The 16,942-nt window shown below is 70.9% G+C and carries 15 protein-coding genes; 6 read left to right on the forward strand and 9 right to left on the reverse strand.

Annotated features, from left to right (window positions below; translation table 11 throughout):
- Positions 1-263: 263 nt before the first annotated feature.
- The 7 genes from AC1PK7_RS07855 to aptA form a co-directional block, all read right to left on the reverse strand.
- A complete protein-coding gene (locus AC1PK7_RS07855) occupies positions 264-1,565 on the reverse strand; it encodes a DUF445 domain-containing protein (RefSeq protein WP_414629242.1) in 1,302 nt (433 codons plus the stop codon).
- Between the two features lie 199 nt (positions 1,566-1,764).
- Positions 1,765-2,616 (reverse strand): ParB N-terminal domain-containing protein, encoded by an 852-nt coding sequence (locus AC1PK7_RS07860; RefSeq protein WP_481100404.1) that lies wholly within the window; start codon positions 2,614-2,616, stop codon positions 1,765-1,767.
- Between the two features lie 164 nt (positions 2,617-2,780).
- The gene (locus AC1PK7_RS07865; RefSeq protein ID WP_010343950.1) at positions 2,781-3,095 is read right to left on the reverse strand and encodes an EthD family reductase; all 315 of its coding nucleotides are present in this window, start codon (positions 3,093-3,095) and stop codon (positions 2,781-2,783) included.
- Positions 3,096-3,192: 97 nt separating this feature from the next.
- Positions 3,193-3,525 carry a hypothetical protein gene (locus AC1PK7_RS07870; RefSeq protein ID WP_481100405.1) on the reverse strand — a complete coding sequence of 111 codons (333 nt, stop codon included), beginning with the start codon at positions 3,523-3,525 and terminating at the stop codon, positions 3,193-3,195.
- A gap of 9 nt (positions 3,526-3,534) precedes the next feature.
- Positions 3,535-5,043 (reverse strand): CoA-acylating methylmalonate-semialdehyde dehydrogenase, encoded by a 1,509-nt coding sequence (locus AC1PK7_RS07875; RefSeq protein ID WP_481100406.1) that lies wholly within the window; start codon positions 5,041-5,043, stop codon positions 3,535-3,537.
- Between the two features lie 26 nt (positions 5,044-5,069).
- A complete protein-coding gene (gene ald, locus AC1PK7_RS07880; RefSeq protein ID WP_481100407.1) occupies positions 5,070-6,182 on the reverse strand; it encodes an alanine dehydrogenase in 1,113 nt (370 codons plus the stop codon).
- Between the two features lie 64 nt (positions 6,183-6,246).
- Entirely contained in the window at positions 6,247-7,635 is a 1,389-nt protein-coding gene (gene aptA, locus AC1PK7_RS07885) for an omega-aminotransferase AptA (protein ID WP_481100408.1), read from the reverse strand.
- Between the two features lie 185 nt (positions 7,636-7,820).
- On the opposite strand from aptA, the gene AC1PK7_RS07890 reads away from it, so the two are divergent.
- Both AC1PK7_RS07890 and AC1PK7_RS07895 read left to right on the forward strand, forming a co-directional pair.
- Positions 7,821-8,369 carry a cupin domain-containing protein gene (locus tag AC1PK7_RS07890; protein ID WP_481100409.1) on the forward strand — a complete coding sequence of 183 codons (549 nt, stop codon included), beginning with the start codon at positions 7,821-7,823 and terminating at the stop codon, positions 8,367-8,369.
- Between the two features lie 76 nt (positions 8,370-8,445).
- On the forward strand, positions 8,446-9,948 hold the full coding sequence (locus AC1PK7_RS07895; protein WP_481100410.1) for an aldehyde dehydrogenase: 1,503 nt from the start codon (positions 8,446-8,448) through the stop codon (positions 9,946-9,948).
- A gap of 168 nt (positions 9,949-10,116) precedes the next feature.
- Here the strand turns inward: AC1PK7_RS07895 and AC1PK7_RS07900 are convergent, their stop codons facing one another.
- Together AC1PK7_RS07900 and AC1PK7_RS07905 are read right to left on the reverse strand one after the other, a co-directional pair.
- A complete protein-coding gene (locus tag AC1PK7_RS07900) occupies positions 10,117-10,614 on the reverse strand; it encodes a DUF1203 domain-containing protein (protein WP_481100411.1) in 498 nt (165 codons plus the stop codon).
- 168 nt (positions 10,615-10,782) lie between these two features.
- Positions 10,783-11,373 (reverse strand): hypothetical protein, encoded by a 591-nt coding sequence (locus tag AC1PK7_RS07905; protein WP_481100412.1) that lies wholly within the window; start codon positions 11,371-11,373, stop codon positions 10,783-10,785.
- 286 nt (positions 11,374-11,659) lie between these two features.
- On the opposite strand from AC1PK7_RS07905, the gene AC1PK7_RS07910 reads away from it, so the two are divergent.
- Genes AC1PK7_RS07910 through AC1PK7_RS07925 form a run of 4 tightly spaced genes read left to right on the forward strand, consistent with a single transcriptional unit; the run spans position 11,660 to position 16,798 of the window.
- Positions 11,660-13,342 (forward strand): OFA family MFS transporter, encoded by a 1,683-nt coding sequence (locus AC1PK7_RS07910; RefSeq protein ID WP_481100413.1) that lies wholly within the window; start codon positions 11,660-11,662, stop codon positions 13,340-13,342.
- Positions 13,343-13,357: 15 nt separating this feature from the next.
- Complete coding sequence (gene fdhD / locus AC1PK7_RS07915; protein ID WP_481100414.1) at positions 13,358-14,197, forward strand: formate dehydrogenase accessory sulfurtransferase FdhD; 840 nt, start codon at positions 13,358-13,360, stop codon at positions 14,195-14,197.
- On the forward strand, positions 14,194-16,542 hold the full coding sequence (locus tag AC1PK7_RS07920; RefSeq protein ID WP_481100415.1) for an FdhF/YdeP family oxidoreductase: 2,349 nt from the start codon (positions 14,194-14,196) through the stop codon (positions 16,540-16,542). Before fdhD ends, AC1PK7_RS07920 begins: the two co-directional genes overlap by 4 nt.
- Complete coding sequence (locus tag AC1PK7_RS07925; protein WP_150411198.1) at positions 16,532-16,798, forward strand: hypothetical protein; 267 nt, start codon at positions 16,532-16,534, stop codon at positions 16,796-16,798. Before AC1PK7_RS07920 ends, AC1PK7_RS07925 begins: the two co-directional genes overlap by 11 nt.
- Positions 16,799-16,942 lie beyond the last annotated feature (144 nt).

Raw genomic sequence — 16,942 nt, forward strand, 5'->3', positions numbered from 1 at the left:
ACGCGGCACGGCTTCCCCGGGTTGGTTTCGGGATGGCGCTCACGGTGACGGCGAACGTTCCGCAGGTTGTCCCTCAACGCTAGCGCGGGCGCGGCGGTCGCGCCAGCCCTCCAGGCCGAGGAGCCGAGGCGTGTCTACACCTTGCTGCGCGGATGGCAGGTCTGCTGCGGGCGCGCGGTCGCCAAGCGGAGTGTCCGCATGGCGTGGTGCGTCGGCGGCGGGCCGGCCGCTCGCGCAGCGCAGTGCATCCTTGCCAGCCACGCTCAGCCAAGCAGCGTGACGGCAGCGTGCAGCGCCAGCCCGATCAATCCGCCGACCAGGGTGCCGTTGAAGCGGATGTACTGCAGGTCGCGGCCCACGCTCAGTTCCAGTTGCTCGACCAGGTGGCGTTCGTCCCAGCCCTTCACGGTCTGCGCGATGTGCTCGGTGACGCCGCTGCGCAGGCGCTGGGTCAGCCGCTCGGCGCCGCCGAGCAGGTGCTGGTTGAGCGCCTCGCGCAGGGCGGGATCCTGCGCCAGCGACTGGCCGAGCGCGCCGAGGGCGCGCTGCAGGTGCTGCACCAGCGCACCGTCCTGGCGCGACAGGTCCTCGCGCAGCGCAGCATGGATCTGGTCCCACAGTCCCTGCACGTACGCCTGCACGCCGGGGTGGTCGATCAGCCGCTGCTTCAGCGCCTGCACCTTGTCGGCGGTGGCCGGATCGGTGCGCAGCCGTTCCACGTAACCGCCGAGCCAGCGCTCGTAGTCCTGGCGCAGCGGATGCTGCGGCTGCGACAGCACCTCCTGCAGTTCCTCCAGCAGCGCATGCGCCAGGCGCTCGGCGAGGGTGTCGGCGATGCCCTCGACCGGTTTCACCCACTCCACGGTGCCGACCAGCTTGGGCCACTCGCGGCGTGCGTACTTGACGATCATCGCCGACACCCGCTGCTTGACCGCGGCATCGTCCAGGTGCCGGCCGAGCCGGGTCAGCGCTTCGTCGAGCAGGGCATGGTGGCGGCCGTCGGCGGTGAGCAGGCCGAGCAGCTCGCCGGCGGTGGCGGCGGCGTCCCAGTCGCGCAGCCGCGCCACCACGAAGCCGTGGATGCGACGCCGCACCGCCGCTTCGTCGAGCAGGTCCAGCGCCTGCAGCGCCCAGCCGCGGGCGAGGTCGGCCAGCCGCGCGGACTGCGCCGGTTCGGCCAGCCACTGGCCCAGCCGTGCCGCCGGATCGAAGGCGCTGAGCTTGGCCAGCAGCGCGGCCGGCTCCAGGAACTGATCGCGCACGAACACCGCCAGGCTGTCGGCGATGCGCGCCTTGCCGTGCGGGATGATCGCCGTGTGCGGAATCGGCAGGCCCAGCGGGTGCCGGAACAGCGCCACCACCGCGAACCAGTCGGCCAGCGCACCGACTGTGGCCGCTTCGCAGAACGCGCCGACCCAGGCCCACACGCCGTGCAGGCCCATGGCATGGCTGAGCAGGAAGCCGCACAGCATCGCCAGCAGCAACAGCGCCGCCAGCAGCTTCATGCGCCGCAACTGTGCGCGGCGCGGATCGGGGGGCAGGGGAAGGCCGGGAGACACGCTCATGCGGCCGAGTCTACGCAGTGCGCGGTGAGCGCGGTTGCATGTGCGGCGGCCGCAGCGGCGGTGGACGCTGCTTGCCGGTGCCCGATGCCAGCCAGGACGCCCAGGAATCCGGACTGCGTCGCACGGCAGCGGGCCACGCCGGCCCGGCACGCACACGTGCGTCGGCGCGCGGCATTGGCCGCGCACGCCAGCGCGTGGATCAGCCCGGCAACTGCGCGCGCAGCGCCGCCAGTTCCTCGCGTAGCGCCTGGTTCTCTGCTTCCAGTTCGGCGACGCGCTGACGCAGCGCCATCGTGGCGTCGCCCGCCGCGTCCTGCACTTGCGCGTCGGCGTGGGCGTCGGTGTCGGCATGGCCCGCTTGGGTCTGCTTCGGCTTGCGCTTGGACTCGCGGGCGCGCTTGGCGGCCTGCTTCAGTTCGTCCTTGCCGGCCATCGCCGCGGCGCGCTGTTCCTCTTCGGGCAGGCTGGCCACCGCCGCGGCGGCATTGATCGAGATCGCACCGGACTTGACCGCTTCCACCACTTCGGCGGCGGCCTGCTTCTGGATCTTCTCGATCTGCACCACCTGGCTGTTGCTGAGCCGCGCCACGCGCGCCAGTTCGGCGCGGCTGAGCGGTGCCGGTGCGTCGGCCCAGGGCGGCGTGTCGGTGTCGTTGGCGGCCTCGGCAGCCGCGTCCGGGGCAGTGGCGTCGGCTGCGGCGGCATCCGCGGCGGCCGCGCTGGCGCGCCGCTCGGCAAGGATCTCGCGCTTGCGCAGCGCCAGCACGCCGCGCTGGAAGTCGGAAACGCTGCGCCGGCCCAGGTGCTGGTCGATCATCCACAGGTGCACGTCCTGCAGCGACTGGAAGCGGGTGTTCTGCACGGTCTGGAACGGCAACCCGTGCTTCTGGCAGATGCCGTAGCGGTTGTGCCCGTCGACCAGGATGTCGCCCCACAGCACCAGCGCGTCGCGGCAGCCCTCGGCCAGCAGGCTGCGTTCCAGGGCGGCGTATTCGTCTGCGGTCAGCGGATCGATGTAGGCCTTGAGGTCTTCTTTGACAACGATGTTCATCAACGGGGCGGTGCGGCGTGGCGACGGGGGCGGCATTGTAGAGGGCCGGGATTGGGGATTGGGGATTCGGGATTCGCAAGAGCGTCGAACTGCCTGTCCGACGCTGTCGCGCGCTGTCCGAATCCCTACTCCCGAATCCCCAATCCCTGCTCGCGCAGCGAGCCTTACCCCACCACCACCTCACTGATCTGCATCACCGGCGTCAGGTCGGTGTAGTTCTTGATGTCGCCGAGGATCTCCTCCGCGTGCGGGCCGAAGCCGGCCTGGAAGGCCTCCACCGAGTCGCTGAAGATGTGGCACATGCCGACGTAGGTCGGGTCGCTGCCCGGGGTGCCGCCGGACAGGCCCCTGTCCACGGTGTAGCGCAGGCAGGCGGCGCCCATGCGCGCCTGCAGGAGCGGCATGTGCGTGTCGCGGTAGTAGGCATGGTCGAAACGGGCGCCTGGCGTGTACGGGTACATCACGCTGACCTTGATCATGGAGCGGCTCCTGTGGCGGCGGCGGACCCCGACAGGGCGTCGGGGTGGCGCAAGGCTACACCCGGCCCGGATCGGCACGTGTTGCGCTGCGGCGGGCTCAGGGTTGGCGGTCGGCGCGCTTCCAGCACAGGAAGCGCTCGTTCGAAGTCGAGGTCATCGCGGCGATCAGCGCAGCGTTGTCGAAGCCGGGCAGGGCCTGCAGCAGGGCCAGGATCTCCTGTTCGCCGTCGGCGCCACCGGGGTAGATGCAGCCGGTGCCATCGGCACCGGCCAGGATCCACCACAGGTCCGTGCCCCACGGGCCGCTGTCGTCGGTCTCGATCAGCACGGCGGCCAGCGCGGACAGGGCGACACGTTCGCAGGTGCCGTCGGGCCGGCGGCTGACGATGGCGCCGTCCTCCAGGCGAACGACGAAAGCAGATTCGCGCATGCGCTGCCCCTAACACATCGTCGGCATCGCGAACTCGGCGCCGCCCGCGGCCTCGGGCCAGCGTGCGGTGACGGTCTTGAGCCGGGTGTAGAAGCGCACTCCGTCCGGGCCATGCACGTGCAGCGGCCCGAACAGCGAACGCTTCCAGCCGCCGAAGCTGTGGAAGGCCATCGGCACCGGGATCGGCACGTTGATGCCGACCATGCCGGCCTGCACCTGCCGTGCGAACGCACGCGCCGCGCCGCCGTCGCGGGTGAACACCGCCGCGCCGTTGCCGTAGTCGTGGTCGGCGATCAGGCGCAGCGCGGTGGCGGCGTCGGCCACCCGCACCACGCACAGCACCGGGCCGAAGATCTCCTCGCGGTAGATGCGCATGTCGCTGCGCACGTGGTCGAACAGGCTGCCGCCGAGGAAGAAGCCGTCCGGGTGGCCGGCCGCGCCCGCCGGGCGGCCGTCGACCACCAGGCGTGCGCCCTCGGCCACGCCGCTGTGGATGTAGCCGAGCACGCGCTCGCGGTGCGCGGCGCTGACCAGCGGGCCCATGTCCGGCTCGTCGCGGCCGGCGTCGGCCTGGCCCGCGCCCAGGCGCAGCGCGGCCACGCGCGGCGCCAGTTTGGCCACCAGTGCATCGGCCAGCGTGTCGCCCACGCACACCGCCACCGAGATCGCCATGCAGCGTTCGCCGGCCGAGCCGTAGCCGGCGCCGAGCAGGGCGTCGGCGACGTCGTCCAGGTCGGCGTCGGGCAGCACCACCAGGTGGTTCTTGGCCCCGCCCAGCGCCTGCACGCGCTTGCCCAGCGCACTGCCGCGCGCGTACAGGTCGGCGGCCACCGCGGTGGAGCCGACGAAGCTCAGCGCCTGCACCTGCGGGTGCGTCAGCAGCGCGTCCACCGCCGGCTTGGCGCCGTGCACCACGTTGCACACGCCGGCCGGCAACCCGGCCTCGTGCAGCCATTGGGCCAGGAGCAGCGACGCCGAAGGCGCGTGTTCGGAAGGCTTGAGCACGAAGCTGTTGCCGCAGGCCAAAGCCACCGGCAGCATCCACAGCGGCACCATCGCCGGGAAGTTGAACGGGGTGACGCCGGCGACCACGCCCAGGGGTGCGTACTCGCTCCACGCATCCACGCCGCGGCCGACGTCGTGCGAATGCTCGCCCTTGAGCAGGTGCGGGATGCCGCAGGCGAACTCCACCACCTCCATGCCGCGCACCACCTCGCCGCGCGCATCGGTGACGGTCTTGCCGTGCTCGGCGCTGATGCAGCGGGCCAGGGCGTCGGCGTGGCGTTCCAGCAGCGCGCGGAAGCGGAACAGCACCCGCGCGCGCTGCAGCGGCGGCGTCGCCGCCCAGCCGGGGAAGGCCGCACTGGCGGCGCGCACCGCCATCTCCACCGCATGCGCGGCGCCCAGCGGCACGTGGCGCTGGACGGCGCCTGTGGCCGGGTCGAAGACCTCGGCGTGGTCGTCGCCGCGGAAGGCGGCGGGCTGGCCGTCGATGTAGTGGGACAGGGTGTCGCGCATCGTGCTCGATCCTCGGATGGACAGGGTCAGCCCAGCGCGTCCAGCGGCCGCACGAAGTCCTGGCCCAAGGCCTGCGCCACCGCGCGGTGGGTGAGCTTGCCGGCGTGCACGTTGAGGCCGTTGCGCAGGTCCTGGTCGTCGCGCAGCGCCTGCAGCCCGTGTTCGGCCAGCAGCAGCACGAACGGCAGGGTGGCGTTGGTCAGGGCGAAGGTGGAGGTGCGGGCGACGCCGCCGGGCATGTTGGCCACGCAGTAATGCACGATGCCGTCGACCTCGTAGGTCGGCTGCTGGTGCGTGGTCGGGTGGCTGGTCTCGAAGCAGCCGCCCTGGTCGATCGCCACGTCCACCAGCACCGAGCCGGGCCGCAGCAGCGCCAGTTGCTCGCGCGACACCAGCTTGGGTGCGGCGGCGCCGGGGATCAGCACCGCGCCGATCACCAGGTCGGTGTGCGGCAGGCACTGCTCGATCGCATCGCGGGTGGAGTACAGCGTGGTCAGTTGCTGGCCGTAGAGTTCGTCCAGGTACTTGAGCCGCTCCAGCGAGCGGTCCAGCACGGTCACCCGCGCGTGCAGGCCCATCGCCATGCGCGCGGCGTTGATGCCGACCACGCCGCCGCCGATCACCAGCACCTGCGCCGGCTTGACCCCGGGCACGCCGCCGAGCAGCACGCCGGAGCCGCCCTGCGCCTTCTCCAGCGCATGCGCGCCGGCCTGGATCGCCATGCGCCCGGCGACCTCGCTCATCGGCGCCAGCAGCGGCAGGCCGCCGTGGCCGTCGGTGACGGTCTCGTAGGCGATGGCGGTGCAGCCGGAACGCTGCAGCGCCGCGGCCTGCTGCGGATCCGGCGCCAGGTGCAGATAGGTGAACAGCAATTGCCCGGGGCGCAGCATCGCGCATTCCTCCGGCTGCGGTTCCTTGACCTTGACGATCATCTCAGCCTGCGCGAACACGCTGGGCGCATCCTCGGCGATGCGCGCGCCGGCGCGTTCGTACTCGGCATCGGTGAGGCCGATGGCCTGGCCGCCGCCGCGCTGCACCAGCACCTGGTGGCCGTGCAGCACCAGTTCGCGCACCCCGGATGGGGTCAGTCCGATCCGGTATTCGTGATTCTTGATCTCTTTCGGAACGCCGACCAGCATGAGCGGTTCTCCAGGCAGACGCGGCGCGTGGGGAGCGCGGGCGGTGGGTTGGGTGAGGGAGGGGTCAGGGCGTGCTGCGGATCATGTCGGCCAGCACTGCGAAGATGCGTTCGATATGCACGGGCTCGACGATCAGCGGCGGCGACAGCGCGATGGTGTCGCCGGTGACGCGGATCAGCAGGTTGCCCTCGTGGAAGCAGCGCTCGAAGATCTCGTAGGCGCGCGCGCCGGGCGCGCCCTTGCGCGGGGCCAGTTCGATCGCGCCGATCAGGCCGAAGTTGCGGATGTCGATGACGTGCGGCAGATCGCGCAGCCGATGGATCGCCTCCTCCCACACCGGGCCCAGTTCGATCGCCTTGTCGAACAACTGCTCCTCGGCGTAGGTGTCCAGCGTCGCCAACGCGGCGGCGCAGGCCAGCGGATGGCCGGAGTAGGTATAGCCGTGGAACAGGTCGATGACGTTGGCCGGGCCATGCGCGAACGCCTCGTGGATGGCGTGGGACACGAACACCGCGCCCATCGGCACGCAGCCGTTGGTCAGGCCCTTGGCGGTGGTGATCATGTCCGGGGTCACCCCGAAGCGCTGCGCGGCGAAGGCGTGGCCGACGCGGCCGTAGCCGGTGATGACCTCGTCGAAGATCAGCAGGATGCCGTGCTTGTCGCACAGTTCGCGGATGCGCTGCAGGTAGCCGTGCGGCGGCAGCACCACCCCGGCCGAGCCGGAGATCGGTTCGATGATCACCGCGGCGATGGTGGAGGCGTCGTGCAGCGTCACCAGCCGCTCCAGGTCCTCGGCCAGTTCCGCGCCATGCGTCGGCAGGCCGCGCGAGAACGCATTGCGCTCCAGGTCGAGCGTGTGCCGCAGATGGTCCACGCCCGGCAGCAGCGGGCCGAACGCCTTGCGGTTGTTCGGCAGGCCGCCCACCGAAATGCCGCCGAAGCCGACCCCGTGATAGCCCTTCTCGCGGCCGATGAAGCGGGTGCGCTGGCCCTCGCCGCGGGCGCGGTGGTAGGCGAGTGCGATCTTCAGCGCGGTGTCCACCGACTCGGAGCCGGAGTTGGTGTAGAACACGTGGTCCAGGCCCGGCGGCGCCAGCTCCACCAGGCGTTCGGCGAGCACGAACGGCAGCGGCGAGCCCATCTGGAAGGTCGGCGCAAAATCCAGCGTGGCGATCTGCCGCGCCACCGCCTCGACGATGCGCGGCCGCGCGTGGCCGGCGTTGCAGCACCACAGGCCGGCGGTGCCGTCGAGGATCTGGCGCCCGTCCACGCTGCGGTAGTGCATGCCTTCGGCCGAGGCCAGCAGTCGCGGCCGCGCCTTGAACTGGCGGTTGGCGGTGAACGGCATCCAGAACGCCTCCAGCGTGTCCGGCTCGCGGATCGCCTGCGCGGCGTAGTGGTCGGACAGCGCCTGGGACGAGAGGGGCGGCTGAGGGCGCATCGCAGGCTCCACGCGAGGGATGTTGAAAAAACTTTACACCATGCCGCTGTGCCGGGGGTGACCCGGCGTGGCCCAGTTCGCGCGAGCGGTGCCGGCATTTCCTGGTTGCGCCGCAGCACGGGCGCGCCGCGCGAAATTGACCGCCCGGGGCGGCTGTGTAAAGTATCCGGCAACACCGTCACCGGCGTTCCCCCGCGATGGACATCGGCGCCCGCCTGCATCGGGTTCGTACCGCCCATGGCCTGAGCCAGCGCGAGCTGGCCAAGCGGGTGGGCGTGACCAACAGCACCATCTCGCTGATCGAGCAGAACAAGGTCAGCCCGTCGGTGAGTTCGCTGAAAAAGGTGCTCGACGGCATCCCGATCTCGCTGGCCGAATTCTTCACCCAGGACCTGGACCCGGGCGAGGCCGATGCGCCGTTCTACCGCGCCGACCAACTGCCCGACGTCGGCAGCGACGGCATCCACTACTACCTGGTCGGCCAGCATCGCCCGCAGCGGCAGATGTGCATCCTGCGCGAGGTGATGCCGCCCGGCAGCGACACCGGCAGCGCGATGCTGGTGCACGACGGCGAAGAGGGCGGGGTGGTGGTGGCCGGCGAGGTGGAGATCACCGTCGGCAGCCAGGTGCGGGTGCTGCGCGCCGGCGAGGGCTACTATTTCGAAAGCCGGGTGCCGCACCGCTTCCGCAACGTCGGCCGCGACACCGCGGTGCTGGTCAGCGCCAATACGCCGGCCACGTTCTGAGTCGCATGCGCGCGCCGCCACCCGCCGTCGCGTCCTTCCGATCCTTCCGATCCTTCCGCCGCCGCAGGAGTTCCCGATGACCGCACCCCGCACCCGCGACGCCTGGCAGGCGCTGGCCGACACGCTGCGTCCGCGGACCCAGGCCTTCATCGACGGCCGTTACGTCGACGCGGCCAGCGGCAAGACCTTCGACTGCGTCAGCCCGATCGACGGCCGCCTGCTCGGTCACGTGGCCGAAGGCGAGGCCGCGGACATCGACCGCGCGGTGGCCGCGGCACGGCGCAGCTTCGAGGCCGGGCACTGGTCGCAGGCCAAGCCTGCGCAGCGCAAGAAGACCCTGCTGGCGCTGGCCCAACTGGTCGAACGCCATGCCGACGAACTGGCGTTGCTGGAATCGCTGGACATGGGCAAGCCGGTGCGCGATGCGCGCACGGTGGACCTGGCGGCGACGGTGCGCTGCCTGTCCTGGACCGCCGAGGCGGTGGACAAGCTCTACGGCGAAGTGGCGCCGACCGGACAGGACGAGCTGGGCCTGATCACCCGCGAGCCGCTGGGCGTGATCGGCGCGATCGTGCCGTGGAATTTCCCGCTGCTGATGGCGGCGTGGAAGATCGCCCCGGCGCTGGCCGCGGGCAACTCGGTGGTGCTCAAGCCGTCGGAGAAATCGCCGCTGAGCGCGCTGCGCCTGGCCGAGCTGGTGGCCGAGGCGGGCATTCCCGACGGCGTGTTCAACGTGGTGCCCGGCTTCGGCAAGGGCGCCGGCGAGCCGCTGGCGCTGCACATGGACGTGGACGGGCTGGTGTTCACCGGCTCCACCGCGGTCGGCCGGCGCCTGCTGCAGTGCGCCGGGCTGTCGAACATGAAGCGTGCGTACATGGAATGCGGCGGCAAGAGCCCGAACCTGGTGTTCGCCGATGCGCCGGATCTGGAGCAGGCGGCGCAGGTGGCGGCTGCGGCGATCTTCTACAACCAGGGCGAGGTCTGCACCGCGGCCTCGCGCCTGCTGGTGGAGCGTTCGATCAAGGACAGCTTCGTCGAGCGCGTGGTCGCCGCCGGCCGCGCGCTGCAGCCGCGGCATCCGTTCGACGACGACGCGGCGATGGGCGCGCTGGTGGACGAAACCCAGACCCACCGCGTGCTCGACTACATCGCCCGCGGCAACGCCGAAGGTGCGCGCCTGCTGCTTGGCGGCAAACGCGTGGAGGTGGTGCCCGGCGGCTGCTACGTGGAGCCGACCATCTTCGACGAGGTCGGCCACGAACACACCATCGCCCGCGAGGAGATCTTCGGCCCGGTACTGTCGGTGATCGCCTTCGACGACGAGGCGCACGCCCTGCGCATGGCCAACGACAGCGACTACGGCCTGGCGGCGGGCGTGTGGACCCGCGACATCGGCCGCGCGCACCGCGTGGCGCGCAAGCTGCGCGCCGGCAGCGTGTGGGTGAACTATTGGGACGGCGGCGACATGACCGCCCCGTTTGGCGGCTACAAGCAATCGGGCAACGGCCGCGACAAGTCGCTGCATGCGTTCGACAAGTACACGGAGATGAAGGCGACCTGGATCAAGCTGGGTGAGTAGCCGGGAGCGGGGATTGGGGATTCGGGATTCGGGAGTGGTGAAAAGCGGGGCTGCGGCTGCGGATGTCGTAGGAGCGGCTTCAGCCGCGATGGGCGTTACCGGGAATGCCTGTCGCGGCTGAAGCCGCTCCTACAGCGCCGGAGGTGTTCCAGGTCGCGGCGCCGCCACTCATCCCCAATCCCGACTCCCCAATCCCGGCTCCCGCTCCACCCGGCACGCAAAACAGCCCTGCCGCGCATGATGCAGGTGCAGGTAGCGCACCTGCGGGTCGGCGAAGGCGCAGGCGATCGCGGTGGCGATGCGCTCGCCGGGCTGCACGTCGGCGGCGATCAGCATGTCGTCGGCGTCGTAGGCGCGCAGCGAGATCAGGCGGCGGACGATGGCATCGGGCACCTCGCCCGGCGCCGGCGTGGCGGTGGCGACGTCGCGGCGCACGTAGATCGGGCCGGCGGCGCGGTACGGCGTCTGCGCGGGTTGATGCAGGTAGTGCAGCAACAGCAGTTCCTCGCCGGGCCGCGCATCCTCCAGGCTGATCCTGCACGGATAGCCGAGCGCGCTGTCGGCGCGCAGGCGCCGCGCGTGGCGCGCCTGCAGGTGCGCGTCGTCGAGGTCGAACAGGGGAGCGAACTGGGCGGCGGGCAGGCCGACGCAACGGAAGCTGGACATGGAGGCTCCGGGAACGGATGGAGCGCGCAGCGTGCCGTTCGCGGTGACCGCGTGCTGGCCGAATTCGGACGCGGCATTGGCCATGTGCGGTGTGCGGTGCGTCGCCGCCAGGGTCGGCGAGACGCTGCGCTGTCGCGGACGCGCCGCCGGGCGGCGCGCCTTGCGGCTTCAGCGCGGAACGTAAGCGGCGAAATCGACCGGATGCCGCGGATCGGCCGACTGCACCTGGTCGCCGTCCTTGACCAGCGCCTCGGCGTCGGGCGAAGGATTCTGGTTCATTTCCCAGCGCTGCTGGATGCGCTTGTGGAACAGCCACTGCTTGCGCTGCGGGTCGTAGCGAAAGGTGATGAAGTCGGTCCAGTGCTGGCCGCAGGAGACCCCGTTCTGCACGGTGAAATAGCGGCCCTTGGCGGCGAACGGGTCCTCGCCATCGGTGAACGGGTCGCACTGGCCGCCCTCGTCGCGCTTGAGGATCACCCGGTCGTTGCGCGCCGCCAGCCGGTAGTGGCCATCGCCCTGCTGCACGAAGATCAGCAACGGTCGGGCCGGCGCCGGATCGCGTTGCGCCTCGCCACGCTGCTGCAGCGCGAGCAGGTAGTCGGCGCGGCCGTCGCCATCGAGATCGGCCTGCAACTGCGCCAACGGCTGGTAGCCGGCCGGCACCTGGCGCAGCACGTCGGTGGGGAGGTCGGCGGCATGGGCGAGATGGCTGCCGAGCAGCAGGGCGGCGGCGACGCCGAGGCGGGACAGGACGGGCATGGACGTTTCGCAGGCGAAGGGGGCGCAAGCCTAACCGACCGGCTTGCAGGAGCGGAATCACGCATCGACCGGCGTCCTGTGCGGCGGTGGATCGTGGGGCACGCGTCCGCCCTCGTGCGCCAGCGCACAGCGGTCGTGTGCTGACGGGCGCGGCGGCGCTGCGCGTTTTGTAATACCCTCGGTCCGTCCGGTCGCCCGTTCTGGCGCCGTTCAGCAAGCGGTAGGGTGGAGATGCCGCAGGCGCTCCACCGCAACCAGGGGGCCACGTCTCGGAGGAAACAACTGCATGAATGAACCGCACCGCATCGTTGGCTCCGTGCCGGCCGATCACGCCGGCCTGCTCTCGAAGGAACGCATCGTCGCCCAGCCCGGATTCAACCGCTGGCTGGTGCCGCCGGCGGCGCTGGCCATCCATCTGTGCATCGGCATGGCCTACGGCTTCAGCGTGTTCTGGTTGCCGTTGTCCAAGGCGCTGGGCGTCACCGCGGCGGTGGCCTGTCCGCCCGACATGGGCTTCCTGGCGCGCATCGTCTCGGCCAGTTGCGACTGGAAGATCAGCGAGCTGCAGTGGATGTACACGCTGTTCTTCGTGTTGCTGGGCTGCTCGGCGGCGCTGTGGGGCGGCTGGCTGGAGCGCGCCGGCCCGCGCAAGGCCGGCGTGGTCGCGGCGCTGTGCTGGTGCGGCGGCCTGGTGATCTCGGCGCTGGGCATCCACCTGCACCAGATCTGGCTGCTGTGGCTGGGCTCGGGCGTGATCGGCGGCATCGGCCTGGGGCTGGGCTACATCTCGCCGGTGTCCACGCTGATCAAGTGGTTCCCGGACCGCCGCGGCATGGCCACCGGCATGGCGATCATGGGCTTCGGCGGCGGCGCGATGATCGGCAGCCCGCTGGCCGACGCGCTGATGCGGCATTTCGCCGGCCCCGACTCGGTGGGCGTGAAGGAAACCTTCCTGGTCATGGCCGGGCTGTATTTCGTGTTCATGATGGCCGGCGCGTTCGGCTACCGGGTGCCGCCGAGCGGCTGGGCCCCGGCCGGCTGGACCGCGCCGACCGCCAGCGCCAATGCCATGATCACTGCCCATCACGTGCACGTGCGCAAGGTCTGGGGCATCCCGCAGTTCTGGCTGCTGTGGGGCGTGCTGTGCCTGAACGTGTCGGCCGGCATCGGCGTGATCGGCATGGCCTCGCCGATGCTGCAGGAGGTGTTCGGCGGCCGCCTGATCGGCGTCGATGCCGGTTTCGCCAGCCTCGACACCACGCAGTTGGCGGCCATCGCCGCCATCGCCGCCGGCTTCACCGGCCTGCTGAGCCTGTTCAACATCGGCGGGCGCTTCTTCTGGGCCAGCATGTCCGACAAGCTCGGCCGCAAGCACACCTACACGGTGTTCTTCGTGCTCGGCATCGCCCTGTACGCGGCTGCGCCGTGGGCCGGCAAATTCGGCGGCAGTGCGTTGTTCGTCGGCATCTTCTGCGTGATCGTGTCGATGTACGGCGGCGGCTTCGCCACCATTCCGGCCTACCTGGCCGACCTGTTCGGCACGCAGATGGTCGGCGCCATCCATGGCCGCCTGCTGACCGCCTGGGCCACCGCCGGCATCCTCGGCCCGGTGGTGGTGGGTTACATGCGCGAGTACCAGTTGGGCATGGGCGTGCCGCCGTCACAGGTGTACAACACCACCATGTACATCCTTGCCGGGATGCTGGTGCTGGGGCTGATCTGCAACCTGCTGGTACGGCCGGTCGCGGCCAGGCACTTCATGACGCCGGAGGAACTGGCGGCGGAGAAGCGGCTGGCGCACGAGCGGGTCGGCGGCAGCGGCCAGACCGCGCCGGACGCGGCGCAGCTGGCGCAGGTCGGCCGCGGCGGCAACCCGTTGTGGCTGGTGCTGGCCTGGCTGGCGGTCGGGGTGCCGATGCTGTGGGGCATCTGGGTCACCCTGCAGAAGGCGTTCGTGCTGTTCCACTGAGTCCGGAGGGTCGCGATGTATTCGGGTGCGTCATCCAGGCCAGGTGCGGTCGCGCGCGGCGTGCGTCGCCACCGCGAAGGGCGCACGGCCGTCGCCCAGGACCTGGTCGCGGCCGAGGTGCCGGTGGCGTTCGCCTACAACGACACGCCGTTCGTGGTGATGATGGCCACGCCGGAAGACCTGGAGGATTTCGCGCTGGGCTTCTCGCTCAGCGAGGGCATCGTCGCGACGCCGGCGCAGCTGCGCATCGAGGCGGTGGAAACCTATCTGGAAGGCGTGTCGCTGCGCCTGCGGATCCCGCCGGCCCAGGCCGCCGCACTGCAGGCGCGGCGCCGCAACCTGGATGGGCGCAGCGGCTGCGGCGTGTGCGGCAGCGAGTCGCTGGAGGCGGTGCTGCGCACGCCGCGTGCGGTGCCGGCCGGCGTGCCGATCGCGGCCGAGGCGCTGGCCCGGGCGCTGCGCGACTTGCGTGCGCGGCAGACACTCAACGCGCTCACCGGCGCCACCCATGCCGCGGCCTGGGCCGATGCGCAGGGCGAGCTGCAACTGATCCGTGAGGATGTCGGCCGCCACAACGCGCTGGACAAGCTGATCGGCGCGCTGGCCGGCGCCGGCCTCGACCCGGGCGCCGGCTTCGCGGTGGTCACCAGCCGTGCCAGCTACGAAATGGCGATGAAGGCCACCCAGGCCGGCATCCCGCTGCTGGCCGCCATTTCCGCACCCACCGCGCTGGCCATCGCGCTCGCCGACAGCGCCCGCCTGACCCTGATCGGCTTCGCCCGCGATCATGATTACGTCGTCTACAGCCATCCGCAGCGCCTAGCGCAGACCGAACCCGCCGGAGAGCCCGCATGAGCAAGAAGACCATCCAGCCCTACACGCAACCGGCCGGCGGTTGGGGCGCGTTGCGCGCCGTGGCCAAGCATCTGATGGAGCAGGACGTGGCGGTGCAGGGCGCCAAGACCCTGCTGCACGCCAACCAGCCCGACGGCTTCGACTGCCCCGGCTGCGCCTGGCCCGACCGCGACCACACCTCGACCTTCGAGTTCTGCGAGAACGGCGCCAAGGCGGTGGCCGCCGAATCCACCGCACGCCGCGCCACGCCCGAACTGTTCGCCCAGCACAGCGTGGCGCAACTGGCCCGCTACAGCGACTACTGGCTGGAAGGGCAGGGCCGGCTGACCCAGCCGCTGCGCTACGACGCCGACACCGATCACTACGTGCCGATCGACTGGGACGCGGCGTTCGCGCTGATCGCCCGGCATCTCAATGGGCTGGCCTCGCCGGACGAGGCGATCTTCTACACCTCCGGCCGCACCAGCAACGAGGCCGCGTTCCTGTACCAGTTGTTCGTGCGCGAGTTCGGCACCAACAACTTCCCGGACTGCTCCAACATGTGCCACGAGCCGTCCGGCACCGCGCTCAAGGCGCAGATCGGGGTCGGCAAAGGCACCGTGTCGCTGCAGGATTTCGAGCTGGCCGATGCGATCTTCATCTTCGGCCAGAACCCCGGCACCAACCATCCGCGCATGCTCGGCGAACTGCGCCAGGCGGCCAAGCGCGGCGCGGCGATCGTCTCGTTCAATCCGCTGCGCGAACGCGGCCTGGAGAAGTTCGCCGATCCGCAGGACAAGCTGCAGATGCTGCACAACGGTTCCACGCGCATCTCCTCGGACTACTTCCAGCTCAAGATCGGCGGCGACCTGGCGGCGGTGAAGGGCATCATCAAGCACGTGCTGGAGCGCGACGCCGAGGCGGCCAGCGGCGGCCAGCCGCGGCTGCTGGACCTGGAGTTCATCGCGCGTCACACCGTCGGCTTCGAGGCCTTCGCCGCCGAGGTCGCGGCCGAGCCGTGGGACACCATCGTCGAGGAGTCCGGGCTGAGCGAGGCCGAACTGCGCAAGGCCGGCGAGATCTACCTCAAGGCCGAGCGGCTGATCGCCTGCTGGGGCATGGGCATCACCCAGCACAAGCATTCGGTGGCGACCATCCAGATGATCGCCAACCTGCTCCTGCTGCGCGGCCATCTGGGCCGTCCCGGCGCCGGCGCCTGCCCGGTGCGCGGCCACAGCAACGTGCAGGGCGACCGCACCATGATGATCTACGAGAAGCCGCCGGAGGCGTTCCTGGACCGGCTGCAGGCGGTGTTCGGCTTCGCCCCGCCGCGCGCGCCCGGCTACGACACCGTGGGCGCGATCGAGGCGATGGCCGACGGCCGCGCCAAGGTGTTCTTCGCCATGGGCGGCAACTTCGCCACCGCCACGCCCGATACCGACGCCACCCACCGCGCGCTGCGCCGCTGCGAACTGACCGTGCACGTCACCACCAAGCTCAACCGCAGCCATCTGGTGCACGGCCGCGACGCGCTGATCCTGCCGTGCCTGGGGCGCACCGAGATCGACATCCAGGAGGGCGGGCCGCAGCACGTCAGCGTCGAGGATTCGATGAGCATGGTGCACCTGTCCGGCGGCATCAATCCGCCGGCCTCGCCGCACCTGCTGTCCGAGCCGGCGATCGTGGCGGGCCTGGCCGAGGCCACGCTCGGCGCGCGCAGCGCGGTACGCTGGCGCTGGCTGGTGGCCGATTACGACCGCATCCGCGACCTGATCGGGCAGATGTTCGACGACTTCGCCGACTTCAATGCGCGGGTGCGGGTGCCGGGCGGCTTCCGCCTGTCCAACGGTGCGCGCGACCGCGTGTGGGACACGCCCGAAGGCCGCGCGGTGTTCAAGGTGCATGCGGTGCCCACCGACAACCCGATCCACCGCGCGCGCCGTCAGCATCCCGGGCAACTGGTGTTCACCCTGGCCACCACGCGCTCGCACGACCAGTACAACACCACCATCTACGGCCTGGACGACCGCTACCGCGGCGTGTTCGGCGAGCGCCGGGTGCTGTTCATCAACGCCGCCGACATCGCCGACCTGGGCATGCGCGCCGGCGACTGGGTGGACCTGCACAGCCTGTGCGAGGACGGCGTGCCGCGCCAGGCCAAGCGCTTCATGCTGGTCGAATACAACATCCCGCGCGGCTGCCTGGCGGCCTATTACCCCGAAACCAACGCACTGGTGCCCCTGTCCAGCTTCGCCGACGAGGCGCGCACGCCGACCTCCAAGTCGATTCCGGTAGTGGTCACTGCGCATCTGGCCGCCGCCGCCGCAGCGGCCCCGCGCGACATCGGAGTCGCGCTTGTCCGCTGATCCACTGCTGACCGCGCGCCTGCTGCCCCTGCTGGCCGAGGCGCCGGAGGGCATGGCACTGGCGCGCGTGTGCAAGCGCCTGGACGTGCGCATGAGCGTGCTGTTGCGCACCCTGGCCTGGCTCGGCGATGCCGAACTGGCCGGGCAGGCGGGACCGGGTTGGGTGCGGGTGGAGCGTCGTGGTGAGCGCGAGTTGGCCATCCTCACCGAGGCGGGCCGCACGGCCGCGCTGGCCGCGAGCGCTGTCGCCCGGTAAACGAGGCCGCCGTCGCGCGGCCAATCCTGTGATACCTACCACGGGACGCGCCTCGCGCGTCGGTGCGTGGTGCATGTTGCCGCCTTTTCCTGCACTTACGCGATCAAGTTCGCCAGCGCCGTGCCGATGAGGCGATCACGCAGC

This window comes from Xanthomonas sp. NCPPB 3174 (assembly GCF_056725205.1).

What these genes read in the sequence shown, in the direction of transcription:
- AC1PK7_RS07875 (WP_481100406.1), bottom strand. Translation starts at nt 5,043, where the DNA reads ATGCGCGACACCCTGTCCCACTACATCGACGGCCAGCCCGCCGCCTTC.
- AC1PK7_RS07900 (WP_481100411.1), bottom strand. Translation starts at nt 10,614, where the DNA reads ATGTCCAGCTTCCGTTGCGTCGGCCTGCCCGCCGCCCAGTTCGCTCCC.
- fdhD (WP_481100414.1), top strand. Translation starts at nt 13,358, where the DNA reads ATGTATTCGGGTGCGTCATCCAGGCCAGGTGCGGTCGCGCGCGGCGTG.
- AC1PK7_RS07920 (WP_481100415.1), top strand. Translation starts at nt 14,194, where the DNA reads ATGAGCAAGAAGACCATCCAGCCCTACACGCAACCGGCCGGCGGTTGG.
- AC1PK7_RS07905 (WP_481100412.1), bottom strand. Translation starts at nt 11,373, where the DNA reads ATGCCCGTCCTGTCCCGCCTCGGCGTCGCCGCCGCCCTGCTGCTCGGC.
- AC1PK7_RS07870 (WP_481100405.1), bottom strand. Translation starts at nt 3,525, where the DNA reads ATGCGCGAATCTGCTTTCGTCGTTCGCCTGGAGGACGGCGCCATCGTC.
- AC1PK7_RS07910 (WP_481100413.1), top strand. Translation starts at nt 11,660, where the DNA reads ATGAATGAACCGCACCGCATCGTTGGCTCCGTGCCGGCCGATCACGCC.
- AC1PK7_RS07860 (WP_481100404.1), bottom strand. Translation starts at nt 2,616, where the DNA reads ATGAACATCGTTGTCAAAGAAGACCTCAAGGCCTACATCGATCCGCTG.
- AC1PK7_RS07865 (WP_010343950.1), bottom strand. Translation starts at nt 3,095, where the DNA reads ATGATCAAGGTCAGCGTGATGTACCCGTACACGCCAGGCGCCCGTTTC.
- AC1PK7_RS07855 (WP_414629242.1), bottom strand. Translation starts at nt 1,565, where the DNA reads ATGAGCGTGTCTCCCGGCCTTCCCCTGCCCCCCGATCCGCGCCGCGCA.
- AC1PK7_RS07890 (WP_481100409.1), top strand. Translation starts at nt 7,821, where the DNA reads ATGGACATCGGCGCCCGCCTGCATCGGGTTCGTACCGCCCATGGCCTG.
- AC1PK7_RS07895 (WP_481100410.1), top strand. Translation starts at nt 8,446, where the DNA reads ATGACCGCACCCCGCACCCGCGACGCCTGGCAGGCGCTGGCCGACACG.
- ald (WP_481100407.1), bottom strand. Translation starts at nt 6,182, where the DNA reads ATGCTGGTCGGCGTTCCGAAAGAGATCAAGAATCACGAATACCGGATC.